Source organism: Leclercia sp. EC_58, assembly GCF_019584355.1.
In the GTDB taxonomy this organism is placed as follows: domain Bacteria; phylum Pseudomonadota; class Gammaproteobacteria; order Enterobacterales; family Enterobacteriaceae; genus Enterobacter.
Genome location: NZ_VDAM01000001.1, coordinates 2,723,469 through 2,741,773, shown reverse-complemented (window position 1 = coordinate 2,741,773; position 18,305 = coordinate 2,723,469). Strand labels below are relative to the sequence as shown.

Genomic DNA, 18,305 nt, shown 5'->3' with positions numbered 1-18,305 from the left:
TGACCGGGTTTTTTATTACTTCGCCATCCCGAGGCGTGGGATCTCAATCGCCGGGCAGCGATCCATCACCACATTCAGGCCTGCGTCCCGTGCCAGCACCGCTGCCTGTTCGTTAATCACCCCGAGCTGTAACCACAACGTTTTCGCCCCGACTGCAATGGCTTCCTGCGCCACCCCCCAGGCCGCTTCAGAGTTGCGGAACACATCCACCATGTCGATTTTTTCCGGTACTTCCGCCAGGGTGCTGTACCCCTGCTGGCCCAGCAATGTTTTACCCGCCACTTTTGGTGATACCGGGATCACGTGATAGCCCTGGTCGAGCAGATATTTCATCACCCGATAACTTGGGCGATCGGGCTTATCACTCGCCCCTACCAAGGCAATGGTTCGGGTGGTGGTAAGGATGTCAGCTATGTTGTTCTCTTTCATTTATCTCCTCCTGGCTCGTTCAAACCGGGTATCAACGCCGTTAAGCAACTTCTCATCCCATACGTCTGTATGAGGGCAAATTGCCGGACCCTGTCTATATGTTAGTAAATATGATTAACGAAAAATTTTGATACATTATTCAAGACGCATGTCTTTTAAGAGGGCTCTCTATGAAAACCGGCATTGCCTGGAGTCTGTTTGCGCTGCTCATGCCGGTTTGCGTTTTCGCCACAACGCTGCGGCTCTCTACAGACATCGACCTGCTGGTACTTGATGGCAAAAAAGTCTCCAGTTCCCTGCTGCGCGGCGCCGATAGCATAGAACTCGACAACGGTCCGCATCAGATTGTCTTCCGGGTAGAAAAAACCATTCGCCTTGGCAATCACGAGGAGCGCATCTATATCTCCCCTCCTCTGGTCGCCAGCTTTAACACCCAGCGGATCAGTCAGGTTAATTTTAGCCTTCCGCGGCTGGAAACAGAAAAAGAGTCACAACTTTTTGATAAATCACCGCAAATTGAGTTGCTGGATGGCGACGCGACCCCGATTCCGGTCAAGCTGGATATTCTGGCGATCACCAATACGCCGAACGGCGTCAATTACGAGTACGACACCGAGCGCTATAACAAAGCCGGGCAGAGCGCCTCGATACCGCAGTTTTCTACCACCATGGCCGATGACAGCACGCTCTTATCCGGCGTGTCTGAACTGGATATGCCGCCACCGCAATCCCAGAGCATGACGGAGCAGCGCCTGAAATACTGGTTTGCCCAGGCCGATCCCGAGACCCGAAGCCGTTTCCTGCAATGGGCGAAACAACAACCCTCGTCCTGAGCCGCATTTTTTATCCCTTTCTCTTGCAGCGTCAGGTGCTTCCAGTAATCTGTAGCCAGTTAACTAACGGATAGAGACTATGGAACTCACAACCCGCACACTGCCGGAACGCAAACATATTGCCCTTGTCGCGCACGATCACTGCAAACAGATGCTGCTCAACTGGGTCCAGCGTCATAAATCCCTGCTGGGACAACATCAGCTTTCGGCCACCGGAACAACCGGCAACCTGATCCATCGGGAGACCGGGCTGCAGGTGAATGCCATGCTGAGCGGCCCTATGGGGGGCGATCAGCAGGTGGGCGCCCAGATTTCGGAAGGAAAGATTGATGTGCTGATCTTCTTCTGGGACCCGCTCAATGCGGTACCGCACGATCCGGATGTAAAAGCCCTGCTGCGTCTGGCTACGGTATGGAATATTCCAGTTGCCACTAACCTGTCGACGGCGGACTTTATTATCGAATCCCCGCAGTTCAACTCGCCGGTGGAGATCCTGATCCCGGATTATCAGCGCTATCTGGCTGAACGTCTGAAGTAAATGTGTCCTGCCGGGTGGCGGCTTCGCCTTACCCGGCCTACGGTTTACGCGCCACCGGCACATCGATGTTTTTCAGCATCTCCACAAAACGTGACGGCTGCTCTTTATTAAACAGCAGCCAGACCCGGTGACGGGCGCGGGTCTTCGCCACATATAACAATCGCCGCTCTTCGGCATCAGGAAAGTCTTCCATCGCAGGCAGCAGAGCCTGCTCCATGACCGATTCACGCGCCGGCGCCGGGAAACCGTCGCTCCCCTCCTGTAACCCCACGACGATGACATAGTCCGCCTGCTGCCCCTTGCTGGCGTGGATGGTCATAAAATCCAGCTGCAATTTTGGCCAGCGGGTCGCGGCTTTCTCCAGGCTGGCCGGCTTGAGATGGTGATAGCGCGCCAGTACCAGAATGCGCTCCTCCGGTCTGGCGTAACCGCTGAGCTTATCCAGCAGGGCATCGAGCTGATCGTCTCCCAGCAGCGTGACCGCTTTTTTGTCCCCTGCCGAGAGGCTGTTCAGCGGTTTTGCTAACTGATGCGGGTTCTGCTGGATAAAGCGGTTGGCGATCTCACCGATCCGGTTATTGAAGCGGTAGGTGGTATCCAGATCGCAGCGATCGCCTTCGCCAAAGTAATGGTGAAACGCGGTAGTCAGCGACAGCTGCGCGCCACTGAAGCGATAGATCGCCTGCCAGTCATCCCCCACGACGAACAGGGTGGTGTGCTTGTTCTGTGCCCGCAGCGCTGCCAGCAGCGCCGCACGCTGAGGGGAGATGTCCTGAAACTCATCCACCAGAATGTGTTTCCAGGGGCTGATAAAACGGCCTTTCTCCAGAATAACGATCGCCTGATGAATCAGGCCGGAAAAATCAACGGCGTTTTCTGCCTTCAGGGCAGCTTTCCACGCCTTAAGCAGCGGTGCCATTAACTTCACCCGCTTTGAAAACAGCGCCCGCACCTCTTCAGGGGCCCCGGCAATCATCTCTGCCTGAGCGCCGCCGTGCATGCGCATCAGGCTCACCCAGCGATCGAGCCGGGGTGCCAGTCGGCGCGCCAGCTTCTCGTTTTGCCAGAAACTGCCCTCCGGTACGTCCCAGTTCAGCTCCTCTTCCAGCCACTGGCGCCAGCCTTTGGCCTGCGCTTTTTTCTCGCTGCACTGCTGCTGCCAGGCATCGATAAATAGCTTCTGTCGCGCCGCGGTGTCGTTTTCAAGCTCGCTGACCACGGGCACTTTTTTACTCCCCTGCTGAATGATGTGCAGGGCCAGGGCGTGGAAGGTCCGGGCGGTAATGTCGCGGGTATGCAGCCGCGCCTCGATCCGCTCATCCATCTCCTGGGCCGCCTTACGGCCAAAGGCCAGGAGTAAAATCTGATCGGCAGAGGCTTCATTGCGGGTCAGCAGCCAGCCTGCCCGGGCCACCAGCACCGAGGTTTTGCCGCTACCGGCACCGGCCAGCACCAGCAGCGACGACTCGCCGTTGACCACCGCCCGGGCCTGGGCCGGATTGAGGGGGGAAGACTCTATACCGGCAAAAAAGTCCGCATACTGGCTGAGCATGGCGTCGGTCCACGCCTGATTGTGCGCCAGCCTGCTCTGGTCAATGTCCTTCAGCCAGGCCTGACACTGACGCCAGGCTTCCCGGCAGTTATCAAACTCGTCGAGCCGTGAGACGGACAACGGCAAGGCCTGTAACGCCTGGCGAATTTTTTGCTGTAGACCGAGCGTTTTTTCCCGCGTCAGCCAGCTGTTTTGCTCATTTGTTGCGGCAATGTCATTCAGCGCGTTTTGCAGGACCTGCGCCGCCACCTCACTCATTTCAGCACTCCACTGCTGCCAGAGCGTGTTCAGATGACGGTGAAAACGCTGGGTTTCCGCCCATTCGGTGCCATGCAGGCGGACCACTTTTTCATCGGGCAGAACAAACTCCAGCTCCCCCCAGACCAGGCCGCGTTTGCAGTGAATGGCCAATAGCTGATTGAAAGGGATGAGATATTCATGACGTTCGCCTGAGACCTTGACCCCGGCGTTGAGCAGAACGACTTTGTCGTACGGATGTTGTGCCAGGCGCTTGCCTAACGATGTTGCTTTCAGTTCCATGTCCAGCCTGATCCACGACGTGAATAATTGCATAACAGTTTAACTGCCAGTTTTCAGGTGCTCCAGCGCAAAAAAACGTTACAATCATCAGGGCTTCACCATTCCGGTAAGAATTGAGGTTTTATGCGTACCGTTCTGAATATTTTGAATTTTGTGCTGGGTGGTTTTGTCACTACCCTCTCCTGGCTGCTGGCGACGCTGGTCAGCGTGGTGCTGATCTTCACCCTGCCGCTGACGCGCTCCTGCTGGGAAATCACCAAACTCTCGCTGGTGCCTTACGGTAACGAAGCGGTTCATGTGGATGAACTGGAGCCTGACAGTAAAAGTACGCTGATGAACACCGGCGGAACGCTGCTCAATATTCTGTGGCTGATCTTTTTCGGCTGGTGGCTGTGTGTGATGCATATTGCGGCGGGGATCGCCCAGTGCCTGACCCTGATTGGTATCCCCGTCGGGATTGCCAATTTCAAAATTGCCGCCATCGCCCTCTGGCCGGTCGGACGCCGGGTTGTGCCGGTGGAAGTGGCTCGCGCCGCGCGGGAAGCCAACGCCCGCCGCCGTTTTCCGTAACAAGGACCTCGCGCGCACATGCTAAGCCCCCTGCTTCGCCGCTACACCCTGAACAGCGCCTGGCTCTACAATGCCCGGATCTTTATTGCCCTGTGTGGCAGTACCGCCCTGCCCTGGTGGCTGGGCGAAGTAAAGCTGACCATCCCGCTGACGCTGGGGGTGGTTGCCGGCGCGCTGGCCGACCTGGACGATCGCCTTACCGGTCGGCTGCGCAATCTGGTCATCACCCTGATCTGCTTTTTTATCGCCTCTGCATCAGTTGAGCTGCTCTTCCCGTGGCCGTGGTTTTTCGCGATTGGGCTGACGCTCTCCACCAGCGTTTTTATCCTGTTGGGTGGGCTGGGCCAGCGCTACGCCACCATCGCCTTTGGCGCGCTGCTTATTGCCATCTATACCATGCTGGGGGTGTCGCTGTATGACCAGTGGTATCAACAGCCGGTGCTGCTGTTGCTGGGCGCGGTCTGGTATAACCTGCTGACGCTCGCCGGGCATCTTATTTTCCCCATTCGCCCGTTACAGGATAATCTTGCCCGCAGCTACGAGCAGCTGGCCCACTATCTGGAATTAAAGTCCCGGCTCTTCGATCCAGATATCGAAGATGACGGCCAGGCACCGCTGTACGATCTGGCCCTGGCGAACGGGCAACTGGTGACTACGCTAAACCAGACCAAAGCATCGTTACTCACCCGTTTACGCGGCGATCGTGGTCAGCGCGGCACCCGCCGAACCCTACACTATTACTTTGTGGCGCAGGATATCCACGAGCGCGCCAGCTCATCGCATATTCAGTACGCCGAACTGCGCGAAAAGTTTCGCTACAGCGACGTGATGTTCCGCTTCCAGCGCCTGTTGTCGATGCAGTCGCAAGCCTGCCAGCAGCTGTCGCGCTCCATTCTGCTGCGCACCCCTTATCAACACGATCCGCGATTTGAACGCGCATTTACCCACCTGGATGCGGCGCTCGACCGTGTTCAGGCCAGCGGCACCTCTGCTGAGCAGATGAAAGCGCTGGGGTTTCTGTTAAATAATTTACGCGCCATTGATGCCCAGCTCGCCACCATCGAATCTGAACAGGCGCTGGCAACACCCGGTAATGATGTGAATAACCAGCTTGCGGATGACAGCCTGCATGGGTTTAGCGACATCTGGCTGCGTTTAAGTCGTCATTTTTCCCCGGAATCGGCGCTGTTTCGCCATGCGGTGAGGATGTCGCTGGTGCTCTGTATTGGTTATGCTTTTATACAGATAACCGGGCTTAATCACGGCTACTGGATTTTGCTCACCAGCCTCTTTGTCTGTCAGCCGAACTACAACGCCACCCGCCACCGACTGGCGCTGCGTATTCTCGGCACCCTGGTTGGGGTCGCTGTCGGGTTACCCATCCTTTACTTTGTTCCTTCGCTGGAAGGTCAGCTGATCTTAATTGTGATCACCGGCGTGCTGTTTTTTGCGTTTCGTAATGTGCAATATGCCCACGCCACCATGTTTATCACTCTGCTGGTGCTGCTCTGCTTCAACCTGCTCGGGGAAGGTTTTGAGGTGGCCCTGCCGCGCGTCATTGATACGTTAATTGGCTGCGCCATTGCCTGGGCTGCGGTGAGTTTCATCTGGCCGGACTGGCGGTTCCGTAATCTGCCTCGGGTGCTGGATCAGGCGATGAACGCCAACTGCCGTTATCTTGATGCCATTCTTGAGCAGTATCATCAGGGGCGCGATAACCGCCTGGCGTACCGTATCGCCCGGCGTGACGCCTATAACCGCGACGCGGAGCTGGCGTCTGTGGTGTCGAATATGTCCACGGAGCCGCGGGCAACCGCAGAAACCCGTGAAGTCGCATTCCGTTTGCTGTGCCTGAACCATACTTTTACCAGCTATATCGCCGCGTTGGGCGCGCACCGCGAGCGGCTCACCAGCCCCGCAATCCTGGGATTGCTCGACGATGCGGTCTGCTACGTTGATGATGCACTTCATCAACGTCCGGCGGATGAGCCTCGTGTTCAGCAGGCATTAAGCGAACTGGCGCAACGCATTTCACATATTGAGCCGGGAGCCGAGAGCAAAGCGCCTCTGGTTCTGCAGCAAATTGGTCTGCTCATCGCGTTGCTGCCAGAAATTTGTCGCCTACAGCAGCACGTTAATCAGCTGCCGGAGTGAGGGGAGTCTCTACCGGCAGCTTTTTGTACCACTCCACAAGCTCCTGGCGTCTGACTTCCGGGAGTGCAGCGACGTGCAGCCCGGTGATTGCCCCTTCCAGTGCAAACAGCACCTTATAACTGAGGTGCTTGTTCAGCGCTTTGATCTTCAGCCAGGACTGTTCCGCCCCCAGCGCGCGCAATGCCTCTTCGGTGGTGATGCCCGCTTCATAAAGCAGGATCTCCAGTTGAAAGGTGAGATTGGGTAAATCTTTCAGCCTTTCGCGCTTATAGCGTGCGCTGCGCTCCCGCCGCGCCGCTTCCAGCGCAAACGAGGAGAGCTGCAGAAGTTTTTCGCGATCCTGCCAGAGTCCTTCATCAACGCGATAGTAGTTCAACAACACAGGCCGCCCCCGCTTTACCAGCGACAGGAAAGTCGAGGCATGTTTTACACAGTAAGGTGCGCTCTCCTCACAGGCCCGCAGGTATAACTCCCCTTCCGACACCATGGCAAATACCGTGTCATCTACCGCCAGAGTGTAACCGCCAAACAGGGCGCGATAGTGCACCTCGCCGAGAGGAGACAGGTATTCTGCTGATTGATAGATCCGTTCATACGATAACTTTTTCATGATATTTCCCTTTTAAATCATGGAGTAATGGTGAGTTCGTTTGTTAACGGATCCGTTAGCCAAAAAATAGGTAACTTATAATCGAACGGCAAGATGATTTTTCAATACGACTGAATTACAAACCAAATTTGCGAGGAGCTTTCCGAAAATGAGGTTGATCTTTAGTCGCACAGGGGTTACTGTATATCCATACAGTAACTACAGGGCTGGATTGATTATGTACTCTTCAGGCTATGCAAACCGTTCAACTACTTTCTCTTCAACCGCAGGTAAAAGCGCGCTGAATTCCACTGCGCCTGTTTCCACCGGGCTGATTAGTGAAGTGCTCTACCGTGAAGACCAGCCCATGATGACGCAGCTGTTATTGCTGCCCCTGTTACAGCAGCTTGGTCAGCAGTCTCGCTGGCAGCTGTGGCTTACGCCGCAGCAGAAATTGAGCCGGGAGTGGGTGCAGTCCGCCGGCTTGCCGCTCACAAAAGTGATGCAGATAAGTCAGATGGATCCATGCCATACTGTAGATTCAATGGTGAGGGCGTTGCGTACCGGGAATTACAGCGTCGTGATCGGCTGGTTTACGCACGAGTTGACGGAAACGGAACAACATCGTCTGGCTGAAGCCGCCGAAGAAGGTAATGCACTCGGCTTCATAATGCGTCCCATTCGAATGAATGCTCTGGGCAAGGGACACCTTTCTGGGCTAAAAATTCACTCCAATTTGTATCATTAAGTAAAAATAAGAGTATTCCTGGAATTTTTTTTACGCCCTCTGTACGCCGTTGGTTCTCTATATAAAAGCCGCGAAAAGTCTTGTCTGCCGCGGCTTTATTCATTTTAGCACGCCTTAAATTGCGCAATAAATGTTAAATATTGTGTATACAAAACTTTTTTTTTCATATGCCTGACAGAGTTCACACTTGTAAGTTTTCAGGTACGTTGTAGACTTTACATCGCCAGGGGTGCTCGGCCTAAGCCGAAGATATCGGTAGGTTTACTCTTTGTCCCCGCCCCCCGGTGAAGGATTTAACCGTGACTCTCATTGAGATTCTCATGGCGATTTTTGGATGATAACGAGGCGCAAAAAATGAAAAAGACAGCTATCGCGATTGCAGTGGCACTGGCTGGTTTCGCTACCGTAGCGCAGGCCGCTCCGAAAGATAATACCTGGTACGCTGGTGCTAAACTGGGCTGGTCTCAGTTCCATGACACTGGCTGGTATAACGACGCTCTGAACAACAACGGTCCAACTCATGAAAGCCAGCTGGGCGCAGGCGCGTTCGGTGGTTATCAGGTTAACCCGTACGTTGGCTTCGAAATGGGTTACGACTGGCTGGGCCGTATGCCTTACAAAGGCGACGATGTTAACGGCGCATTCAAAGCTCAGGGCGTTCAGCTGACTGCTAAACTGGGCTACCCAGTAAATGACGCTGTAGACATCTACACCCGTCTGGGCGGTATGGTATGGCGTGCAGACTCCAGCAACAGCATCGCTGGCGACGACCATGACACCGGCGTATCCCCAGTATTCGCTGGTGGCGTTGAGTGGGCTATGACCCGTGACGTTGCTACCCGTCTGGAATACCAGTGGGTTAACAACATCGGCGACGGCAACACCGTTGGTGTTCGTCCAGACAACGGCATGCTGAGCGTAGGTGTTTCCTACCGTTTCGGCCAGCAGGAAGAAGCTGCGCCAATCGTTGCTCCAGCTCCAGCTCCAGCTCCAGAAGTACAGACCAAGCACTTCACTCTGAAGTCTGACGTTCTGTTCAACTTCAACAAAGCAACCCTGAAACCAGAAGGTCAGCAGGCACTGGATCAGCTGTACACCCAGCTGAGCAACCTGGATCCTAAAGATGGTTCCGTAGTGGTTCTGGGCTTCACCGACCGTATCGGTTCTGACGCTTACAACCAGGGTCTGTCTGAGAAACGTGCTCAGTCCGTTGTTGATTACCTGATCTCTAAAGGTATCCCGGCTAACAAGATCTCCCCACGTGGTATGGGCGAATCTAACCCAGTTACCGGTTCTACCTGTGACAACGTGAAAGCTCGCGCTGCACTGATCGACTGCCTGGCTCCAGATCGTCGCGTAGAGATCGAAGTTAAAGGCATCAAAGACGTTGTAACTCAGCCAGCGGCATAAGTTATCGTCTGACAAAAAACCCCGCCATGGTGCGGGGTTTTTTATTACCTGAAGTAAACTAAAACGCTACTTTTTACCGGCCAGCAGCGCCTGAAGATCGGTTTTCAGGGTCGACATCTGACTGGCGTACTTCTCTTTATGTTCCGCATCTTCAATCAGCTGCACGATGGTTTCTGACAAGGTTTTTCCCCGTCTCTGGGCAAGCCCGGCCAGACGCTGCCAGACCATAAACTCCAGATCGATCGACTTTTTACGGGTGTGCTGGTGCTCAGCATTAAAGTGCCGTTTGCGCCGCGCACGGATAGTCTGCTTCATTCGGTTCAGTAAGGCGGGATTAATATGCTTTTCAATCCAGCCATTGACCAGAATGGGTTCATTTTCGAGGGTCAGCAATAAATCTACAGCTTCTTTTGCGGCACTGGCTTCGAGGTAGCAGGTGATCAACTCCCCTTCACGGTGTTTTTTGACCAGATACTTCCATTTCCAGCCGCTTTCGAGATTTTCCAGTTGTTGATATTTCATTGCGATCTCAGTGTGACCGTGTAACTGTGTTCAGAATATCAGTTTTTTAGCAATCTGCTGAAAAGAAATCATATCCTGTGACACGCGGTGACGCATTCCTGCCCGGAAACCCCTATTCCCTCATGTGCAGAGCCTGCGCCTTACGGTATACTCCATCGTTTTACTTCTGACTAAAAAACATCAACTTTGACCATTACGAAACTTGCATGGCGTGACCTTGTTCCGGATACCGACAGTTATCAGGAACTGTTTGCACAGCCAGATCTCGCGAAAGAAGACGAATACATCCTCAGCGACACTCAGCCCCGTTTGCATTACGCGCTGGAGCAGGTGTTAAGCCCATGGGCCACCTCGCCATTCATGTTGTTGAAAGCGCCAGACGAAGCGGAGTATCTGAATCTTCTGGCAGATGCCATGCGGCAGCTGCAGCCAGAAGCCGGAACGGTCTTTGGTGGTGAGTACCGCATCGATGGGCATACCGTTACCTTTGAACCCGCCACCGTACCCGATGGTCGTTTTGCAGTCACCGGCAACATCGTCCAGGCGGGCTGGACAGAAGCAGAACAACTGTTTGGCTGTCTGCGCCAGTTTAACGGTGAATTAACCCTGCACCCCGGTCTGGTCCATCAGGCAAACGGCGGCGTGTTGCTTATCTCCCTGCGCACGCTGCTTGCTCAGCCACTTCTGTGGATGCGCCTGAAAAACAGCGTTTGCCAGCAGCGTTTCGACTGGGTGGCCTATGACGAGTCGCGCCCTCTTCCGGTCGCTGTGCCCTCTATGCCGCTCACCCTGAAAGTGGTGCTCATCGGCGATCGCGAAGCGCTGGCGGATTTCCAGGAGATGGAACCCGAACTGGCCGACCAGGTGGTCTACAGCGAGTTTGAAGAGAGCACCCAGATTGCGGATGCCGAAGATATGCAGCAATGGCTGCAGTGGGTTTACGCCGTCTGCCAGCGTGCGCAGCTGCCAACGCCAGCAGCCGATGCCTGGCCGGTGCTGATCCGCGAAGCGGTCCGCTATACCGGCGATCAGGAGACACTGCCGCTTTGTCCTCTCTGGCTTGGCAAACAGCTGCGTGAAGCCGCAGCCATGACCGAAGAGGATACGGTCACCGGCGAACAGCTCTCCCAGATGCTGGTGCAGCGCGAATGGCGTGAAGGCTATCTTGCCGATCGCATGCAGGATGAGATCCTGCTTGAGCAGATCCTGGTTGAAACCGAAGGCGAACGCGTCGGGCAGATCAACGCCCTGTCGGTAATTGAATTCCCTGGCCACCCGCGCGCCTTTGGCGAGCCGTCGCGTATCAGCTGCGTCGTGCATATCGGCGACGGTGAGTTTATCGATGTCGAACGCAAAGCCGAGCTGGGCGGGAATATTCACGCCAAGGGCATGATGATCATGCAGGCCTTCCTGATGTCGGAACTGCAGCTCGAGCAGCAGATCCCCTTCACCGCCTCGCTGACCTTTGAACAGTCCTACAGCGAAGTGGATGGCGACAGCGCCTCAATGGCAGAGCTGTGCGCGCTCATCAGCGCCCTGGCCGATGTGCCGGTGAATCAGAGCATTGCCATTACCGGTTCTGTGGACCAGTTTGGTCGCGCGCAGCCGGTCGGCGGTCTGAATGAGAAGATCGAAGGCTTCTTTACCGTTTGCCAGCAGCGTGGGCTGAGCGGTAAACAGGGTGTGATCATTCCTCTGCCGAACGTGCGCCATCTCAGCCTCAGTCAGGAACTGCTGAAGGCGGTAGAAGAGGAACAATTCAGCCTCTGGGCCATCGAAGACATTACAGATGCGCTACCCTTACTGACAAACCTGGAGTGGGACGCCGAGGGGCAAACCACGCTGATGCAGACTATCCAGGAACGTATTGCGCAGGCAACGCAACAGGAAGCGCGCCACCGTTATCCCTGGCCGTTACGCTGGTTGAACTGGTTCACGCCAAACTGATCGGACTTGTTCAGCGTACACGTGTTAGCTATCCTGCGTCCTTCACTAAAATAAGGCATACTGAGAACATGGTAGATAAACGCGAATCCTATACAAAAGAAGATCTTCTTGCCTCTGGTCGCGGTGAACTGTTTGGCGCGAAAGGCCCGCAGTTACCGGCCCCGAACATGCTGATGATGGACCGTGTCGTGAAGATGACGGAAACCGGCGGCAACTTCGATAAGGGTTACGTAGAAGCAGAGCTCGATATCAACCCGGACCTGTGGTTCTTTGGTTGCCACTTTATTGGCGATCCGGTGATGCCAGGCTGCCTGGGTCTGGACGCGATGTGGCAGCTGGTTGGCTTCTACCTCGGCTGGCTGGGTGGCGAAGGCAAAGGCCGCGCGCTGGGCGTGGGTGAAGTGAAATTCACTGGTCAGGTTCTGCCGACCGCGAAAAAAGTTACCTACCGTATTCACTTCAAACGCATTGTTAACCGTCGCCTGATTATGGGCCTGGCGGATGGCGAAGTGCTGGTCGACGGTCGTCTGATCTACACCGCGAACGACCTGAAAGTGGGTCTGTTCCAGGACACCTCCGCATTCTGATTGTTGCTTTTACCAGAGCATATAAAGGCGAAACCTCCGCAGTGCGGAGGTTTCTTTTTTAAAGAGACGTTATCAAGCAAGTACTGCCCTGTCTCCGATGGCTTCTCGCCAGCCCCCTAACCATTGTGACCTCTGATTCAAGGTCTGATAGGGACACATTTCTTTTGAACGTCCGGCGATGCCAGCCTGATAACCACGTTGATGAGCCCTTTCAAGGCGATCTCGTTTCTGTCTCTTCATGCCTCGTTTCCCTCATTATTTGATCTGGTGGAAAAGAAAACAGTGATTACAAAATGTGCAATCACAGATAACGAATACCCTGATTACCGCCGAGCGTCAATGCGCAAAATTCACGCCAATGTCATAAATGTGAGCTACACAAAAGTTCATTTGTACAAAAATTGTGACACGGCACAAGTAACCGCCTGAGGGACAAACGAAAAAAAAGCCGCAATTAGCATCAAGCTAACTGCGGCTCCGTGCGATGAATTTTACTTATGGCAGTCGGGAGATCTCTCTCGCGATGCTGGCAGACTCCTGCGCCCAGCCCTGGGCCAGCACTTTTACCATCTCATCGTAACCATCTTTTCGCTGGATCAGCTCCAGATGGAAAGGTCGTTTGATCAGCTGACCCTGATGGTTCAGCAGCCACTCCCCGCTGACGATCACCCTGCCATCATAGCGCCCGTGGAAGTTAGTCACGTTGACGTTGAGCGTATCCTGATCGCTGCCCAGCGGCTGCGAGGCCACCACCCATCCTGGCAGTTGGCTGCCAAGGTTAGCGACCAGCGTGTTGCGCAGCTGCTGATCCAGCGGGCTGGCCCACAGGTTGTTGTTAGCGATGACATACTGCACATCGCTGGTCTGATAAACCACGCCATTACCGGCGAGGTAATCCGGCACCGCCACCTGCTCTACCCACAGCAGGCGGTTCCCCTGGCTGGCCGTCGTTTGCCCGCCCGCCTGCGCTGCCAGCGGCAGCTGATAATAGCTCTTGTTCTCTGATGAGCTACAGGCGGTCAGTAGCGCCACTGCGGTGATGATTAGCCATTTTTTCATTATTTAGCCCCCTTCGGCTCAGGGTCCTTTTTGTCTTTTGCTTCGAATACCAGCGCATTACTCTTCGTATTCAGCGTTTTCAGTACCGGCTGGAGCTCACGCAGAACCTGATCGAGGCGCTGCATATCCGCCACCATCTTGTTATATGCCGCGGAACCCGGCTGGAAGCCCTGCATACTGCGGTTCAGTTCACGCAGCGTCTTCTGCATGTCCTGCGGCAGCTGCTGCATCGACTGGCTGGCGGTCAGCTTGTTCAGATTATCCAGCGTGGCCTGCAGTCGGCGCATCGTCGCCTGGCTTTCACTAAGCGTGTTGGTAGCCTGCTGAATCATTGGATTGAGCGGCAGGTTATTGATCTTATCCAGCGTTTCCATCAGACGCTGTTGGATCTGCGCCAGGCCACCGCTGACGGTCGGGATAATTTTGTAGCCCCCAAACTCGCGGATCTCTTTTAACGGCGGCTCTTTCGGGAAGAAGTCCATATCCACATACAGCGCCCCGGTCACCAGATTACCGGTTTTGAGCGAGCCGCGCAGACCGCGCTTCATTAGCCCGTCGATATGCTGAGCAATGTCCGGCGTATCGCCAACCTGATTGATCAGACGCTCCGGCTCGATGCGGATCAGCACCGGAATACGGTAGTCATCATCCAGCACCTGGCGCATACCCGGCGCAAAGAACGGCACCTTACCGACGGTTCCGAGACGGATACCGCGGAATTCAACCGGCGCGCCCGGCTGCAGGCCGCGGACAGAATCTTTGAAGAACATCAGGTAGTCGATATGGTCGGTATAGAGCGAATCCTGAATGCTTCTCTGGTCGTCATAGAGCTTGAACGCCGTGTGCTGCGCCACCGGCTGGCCCTGATCCAGCCCTTCCGGCACGTCAAAGCTTACCCCGCCACCAAACAGCGTAGAGAGTGAACCCATTTCGACGCGCATACCGGCTGAGGTTAAGTCCACGGCGATACCGCTGTCTTTCCAGAAGCGTACGTTGCCGGTCACCAGGCGATCGTTAGGCGCATTGATAAACAGCTGGTAACTGATGGTGCGTTTTTGGGTGTCAAACGTGCTGGTTTCAACGGAACCTACGCGATAACCGCGGAACAATACCGGATCGCCCGGACTCAGCTGGCCCGCTTTTTTACTGTCGAGGATAACGCGGATCCCCTTCGCATCGGGTGGCGCCAGCGGCGGTGAGTCCAGCAGTTGATATTCCGCTGGCTGGACGCCCTTTTTGCCCGGTTGCAGTTCAATATATGCCCCGGATAACAACGTGCCCAGACCGCTGATGCCTTCACGGCCCACCTGCGGTTTCACCACCCAGAACACCGAGTCGCCGTGTAGCAGCTTCTCCATGCCAGCGTTAAGGCGGGCTTTGATCTCTACGTGTGTCAGATCGTCAGTCAGGGTGGCGCTTTCAACGACCCCCACATCCACGCTGCGGCTTTTGATGGTGGTTTTACCACCCTCAATCCCCTCGGCGTTGGTGGTGATTAACGTCACTTCCGGACCCTGATGGCTGTAATGATAAAACAGGATCCAGGCACCGATCAGGGCAGTCACGATGGGGAAAATCCACACCGGCGACCAGTTTCTGACCTTCTGCACTTTCGCCTCTCCGCTTTTCTTTTCCATGCTTTTATTCATCCTCATGGCTCGACGCTGACTCACGATCCCAGGATAACCGTGGGTCGAAAGTCATGGCCGCAAACATGGTCATAATCACGACCAATGCAAACATCACCGCTCCGATGGCGGGATAGATACTCATTAATCCGCCTATACGCACCAGCGCAGAGAGGACGGCAATAACAAAGACGTCAATCATTGACCAGCGCCCGACAAACTCCACGACTTCATAAATCAGATGCATCCGCTCACTGTCACGCTTGCCGTGTCCTTTGGCATCCCAGCAGAGCCAGGCAATCGCAATCATTTTGAGCGTGGGAACCATAATACTGGCGATAAAGATCACCAGCGCAACCGGATAGGAGCCTTCACTCCATAGCAGTACAACCCCGGCCATGATGGTCGATGGCATTCTATCGCCCAGCAGGTCGGTAATCATAATCGGCAGAATATTGGCCGGGAGATAGAGGATCATGGACGTAATAAGCAGTGCCATGGTCCACTGAAGGCTGTTTTTACGCCGCACATGCCCTTTTGTTGCGCAACGCGGGCAGACATACTGGTCGGCAGGGAGGATCGCTGTGCAGCAGGCGCATAAGCGCAAATTTTGATTGATTCCCGGCACGCCGGGTTGCAGCGTTTGCGGCAACGCGGGCGCAGGGGCGATATCGTCCCATGCCCAACGGCGATCCACGCACTGAAACGCGCGTAGTTGCAGGATACAGAACAGGCACCAGGGAATAAAACTGCTGCCAATGCCGATATCGCCGTAGGCCATCAGCTTAACAAAGCTCACCAGAATACCGGCTAAGAAAATCTCCGCCATCCCCCAGCTTTTCAACTGGAACAGGATCCGCGCCAGCCTGATCTTCAGGGCTCCGGGCATATGCGCCCGGTTCACGAGCAGTAAGATAACTACCAGGCAAAACGCCGGTACGATCTGGACGAAAAGTAAAAAGAATGTTCCCAGACTGGCGTAATTCTCTGAGAACATCACGCGGGGTATCTCCAGCAAATGGACTTCGCTGGTGATGCCCCCCACCTTCATATTAATAAAGGGGAACAGATTGGAGAGAAAGAGCATAAACAACGCAGCAATGGCATAAGCAGTAGGACGCTGCCGCGGCGCGTCCCACTCTGTTGTCAGCGTTGTCCCGCAGCGCGGGCATGCCGCTTTGTGGCCATGCTCGAGCACGGGAAGCGCCACGAGCATATCGCACTGTGAGCATAAAATATGCCGGTCGGCATGGTGATGTTCACACATACTGGCTCCATGTTTAACTTATGCGCCGTTTTTCAGAGCCTCAAGATATTCCCAGCGTTCAAATGCCTCTTCCAGCGCCTGCTCAGCCTGGGCCATATCGGCCAGAACTTTTTGAGTATAGTCATGCGGCTGGCTGAAGAATGACGCGTCTGCCACCTGAGCCTGCAAACTTTCCAGACTGGCTTCGAGCTCTTCCAGACGCTGCGGCAAGCCTTCCAGTTCGCGCTGAAGGTTATAGCTTAATTTGGCCGTGGTGCGTTTGCTATTTTCTGCTTTTGGAACAGCAGCTTCCGCTTCCACCTTCACTTTTGACTGTTTTGTCGCCTGCGATTGCGCCTGCTGTCCACGGGCATCGTGATAACCGCCCACATACTGACCAATTCGGCCCTGGCCTTCGAAGATCCAGCATTCGGTAACGGTGTTATCCACGAACTGACGATCGTGGCTGACCAGCATCACAGTTCCCTGATAACTATCAATCAGTTCTTCCAGAAGTTCCAGCGTTTCAACGTCAAGATCGTTGGTCGGTTCGTCAAGAATAAGCAGGTTGCTGGGTTTCAGGAACAGACGCGCCAGTAACAGGCGGTTACGCTCCCCACCAGAGAGTGCACGCACCGGGGTCATCGCCCGTTTTGGATGGAACAGGAAGTCCTGCAGATAGCCCAGCACGTGGCGCGGCTTACCGTTCACCATCACTTCCTGCTTGCCTTCGGCGAGGTTGTCCATCACCGTTTTATCCGGATCCAGCTCCGCGCGGTGCTGGTCGAAGTACGCCACTTCGAGCTTGGTACCGCAGTGGATGCGGCCGCTGTCGGCCTTAAGTTGATCCAGCATCAGCTTCAGCAGCGTGGTCTTACCGCAGCCGTTCGGGCCGATAAGGGCGATTTTGTCGCCGCGTTGTACCTGGGCGGAGAAGTCCTTCACCAGCACCTTGCCGTCGACCTGGTAGTTGACGTTCTCCATCTCAAAGACGATTTTGCCTGAACGGCTCGCCTCTTCGACCTGCATCTTCGCGCTGCCCATCACTTCACGGCGTTCACTGCGCTCACGACGCATCGCTTTCAGGGCTCGGACGCGGCCTTCATTACGGGTACGACGCGCTTTAATCCCCTGACGGATCCACACCTCTTCCTGCGCCAGCTTGCGGTCGAACTCTGCGTTTTGCAGCTCCTCTACCCGCAGATTTTCCTCTTTTTCCAGCAGATAGGTATCGTAATCGCCAGGATAGGTCACCAGCTTGCCGCGATCGAGATCGACAATACGGGTCGCCATATTGCGAATGAACGAACGGTCATGAGAGATAAAGATAATGGTGCCATTGAAGGTTTTCAGGAACCCTTCCAGCCAGTCGATGGTTTCGATATCCAGGTGGTTGGTCGGCTCATCAAGCAGCAGCACTTTCGGCCCGCTGACCAGCGCCCGGCCCAGCGCCGCCTTACGCAGCCAGCCGCCAGAAAGCGAGGCCAGCGGCATGTCCGCTTCCAGACCTAACTGCGCCAGCACTTCGTTGATACGGTTTTCAAGCTGCCACAGGCCATGATGATCCAGCAACTCCTGCAGGCGCGCCATCTCATTCAGGTTTTTGGTGCTGGGGTCGGTCATCACCAGATGCGAGATCTCGTGGTAGCGCTTCAGGTATTCGGCCTGCTCTTCGATGCCTTCGGCAACAAAATCGTAAACGCTGCCCTGAACGTTGCGCGGCGGGTCCTGTTGCAGACGCGCCACGACCAGATCCTGTTCGTAAATAATACGCCCGTCATCCAGCCCCTGCTCGCGGTTGAGGATCTTCATCAGCGTCGATTTTCCGGCACCATTACGCCCCACCAGACAGACGCGTTCGTTATCTTCGATATGCAGCTCAGCATTATCGAGAAGCGGCGCGTCGCTGAACGACAGCCACGCTCCATGCATACTAATTAATGACATTTACTT

17 protein-coding genes are annotated in these 18,305 nt (G+C 55.1%); 8 read left to right on the top strand and 9 right to left on the bottom strand.

Annotated features, from left to right (window positions below; genetic code table 11):
* Nucleotides 1–15: 15 nt before the first annotated feature.
* Nucleotides 16–429 carry a CoA-binding protein gene (locus FHC51_RS13335; protein ID WP_220435749.1) on the bottom strand — a complete coding sequence of 138 codons (414 nt, stop codon included), beginning with the start codon at nt 427–429 and terminating at the stop codon, nt 16–18.
* Nucleotides 430–599: 170 nt separating this feature from the next.
* Here FHC51_RS13335 and FHC51_RS13330 point away from each other — a divergent pair, with 170 nt between their 5' ends.
* Both FHC51_RS13330 and mgsA read left to right on the top strand, forming a co-directional pair.
* Nucleotides 600–1,262, top strand: a complete 663-nt coding sequence (locus FHC51_RS13330) for a DUF2057 family protein (protein ID WP_103178963.1) — start codon at nt 600–602, stop codon at nt 1,260–1,262.
* A 79-nt stretch (nt 1,263–1,341) separates the two neighbouring features.
* A complete protein-coding gene (gene mgsA, locus FHC51_RS13325) occupies nt 1,342–1,800 on the top strand; it encodes a methylglyoxal synthase (RefSeq protein ID WP_103178962.1) in 459 nt (152 codons plus the stop codon).
* A 37-nt stretch (nt 1,801–1,837) separates the two neighbouring features.
* Here mgsA and helD read toward each other — a convergent pair whose 3' ends face one another.
* Nucleotides 1,838–3,892, bottom strand: a complete 2,055-nt coding sequence (gene helD / locus FHC51_RS13320; protein WP_220435748.1) for a DNA helicase IV — start codon at nt 3,890–3,892, stop codon at nt 1,838–1,840.
* A gap of 123 nt (nt 3,893–4,015) precedes the next feature.
* Between helD and FHC51_RS13315 the strand changes: the two genes are divergently transcribed.
* Complete coding sequence (locus FHC51_RS13315) at nt 4,016–4,462, top strand: YccF domain-containing protein (protein ID WP_103178960.1); 447 nt, start codon at nt 4,016–4,018, stop codon at nt 4,460–4,462.
* An 18-nt stretch (nt 4,463–4,480) separates the two neighbouring features.
* Nucleotides 4,481–6,616, top strand: coding sequence for a YccS family putative transporter (gene yccS / locus FHC51_RS13310; protein ID WP_114315419.1), 2,136 nt, complete (start codon nt 4,481–4,483; stop codon nt 6,614–6,616).
* Here yccS and FHC51_RS13305 read toward each other — a convergent pair.
* A complete protein-coding gene (locus tag FHC51_RS13305; RefSeq protein WP_103823348.1) occupies nt 6,597–7,226 on the bottom strand; it encodes a TfoX/Sxy family DNA transformation protein in 630 nt (209 codons plus the stop codon). The two genes, yccS and FHC51_RS13305, sit on opposite strands and share 20 nt — an antisense overlap.
* A 217-nt stretch (nt 7,227–7,443) precedes the next feature.
* On the opposite strand from FHC51_RS13305, the gene sulA reads away from it, so the two are divergent.
* On the top strand, nt 7,444–7,953 hold the full coding sequence (gene sulA / locus FHC51_RS13300; protein WP_220435747.1) for an SOS-induced cell division inhibitor SulA: 510 nt from the start codon (nt 7,444–7,446) through the stop codon (nt 7,951–7,953).
* A 354-nt stretch (nt 7,954–8,307) separates the two neighbouring features.
* Nucleotides 8,308–9,363 carry a porin OmpA gene (gene ompA, locus FHC51_RS13295; RefSeq protein WP_220435746.1) on the top strand — a complete coding sequence of 352 codons (1,056 nt, stop codon included), beginning with the start codon at nt 8,308–8,310 and terminating at the stop codon, nt 9,361–9,363.
* Between the two features lie 66 nt (nt 9,364–9,429).
* On the opposite strand, the gene matP is transcribed toward ompA, so the two are convergent.
* Entirely contained in the window at nt 9,430–9,885 is a 456-nt protein-coding gene (matP, locus tag FHC51_RS13290) for a macrodomain Ter protein MatP (RefSeq protein WP_103178956.1), read from the bottom strand.
* Between the two features lie 186 nt (nt 9,886–10,071).
* Here matP and FHC51_RS13285 point away from each other — a divergent pair, with 186 nt between their 5' ends.
* Nucleotides 10,072–11,832 (top strand): Lon protease family protein, encoded by a 1,761-nt coding sequence (locus tag FHC51_RS13285; RefSeq protein ID WP_220435745.1) that lies wholly within the window; start codon nt 10,072–10,074, stop codon nt 11,830–11,832.
* A 68-nt stretch (nt 11,833–11,900) separates the two neighbouring features.
* Nucleotides 11,901–12,419: a bifunctional 3-hydroxydecanoyl-ACP dehydratase/trans-2-decenoyl-ACP isomerase gene (fabA, locus tag FHC51_RS13280; RefSeq protein ID WP_000227926.1), complete on the top strand. Its 519-nt coding sequence runs from the start codon at nt 11,901–11,903 to the stop codon at nt 12,417–12,419.
* A 72-nt stretch (nt 12,420–12,491) separates the two neighbouring features.
* Here the strand turns inward: fabA and rmf are convergent, their stop codons facing one another.
* The 5 genes from rmf to FHC51_RS13255 all read right to left on the bottom strand — a co-directional run bounded on the left by rmf (nt 12,492) and on the right by FHC51_RS13255 (nt 18,299).
* The gene (gene rmf / locus FHC51_RS13275; RefSeq protein ID WP_010429337.1) at nt 12,492–12,659 is read right to left on the bottom strand and encodes a ribosome modulation factor; all 168 of its coding nucleotides are present in this window, start codon (nt 12,657–12,659) and stop codon (nt 12,492–12,494) included.
* Nucleotides 12,660–12,914: 255 nt separating this feature from the next.
* Nucleotides 12,915–13,478: a membrane integrity-associated transporter subunit PqiC gene (pqiC, locus tag FHC51_RS13270; protein WP_103823351.1), complete on the bottom strand. Its 564-nt coding sequence runs from the start codon at nt 13,476–13,478 to the stop codon at nt 12,915–12,917.
* Nucleotides 13,478–15,115 carry an intermembrane transport protein PqiB gene (gene pqiB, locus FHC51_RS13265; RefSeq protein ID WP_114388439.1) on the bottom strand — a complete coding sequence of 546 codons (1,638 nt, stop codon included), beginning with the start codon at nt 15,113–15,115 and terminating at the stop codon, nt 13,478–13,480. The genes pqiC and pqiB overlap by 1 nt, the downstream gene beginning before the upstream one ends.
* A 4-nt stretch (nt 15,116–15,119) precedes the next feature.
* Entirely contained in the window at nt 15,120–16,373 is a 1,254-nt protein-coding gene (pqiA, locus tag FHC51_RS13260; protein ID WP_103823352.1) for a membrane integrity-associated transporter subunit PqiA, read from the bottom strand.
* A gap of 18 nt (nt 16,374–16,391) precedes the next feature.
* Nucleotides 16,392–18,299, bottom strand: a complete 1,908-nt coding sequence (locus FHC51_RS13255) for an ABC transporter ATP-binding protein (RefSeq protein ID WP_220435744.1) — start codon at nt 18,297–18,299, stop codon at nt 16,392–16,394.
* Nucleotides 18,300–18,305 lie beyond the last annotated feature (6 nt).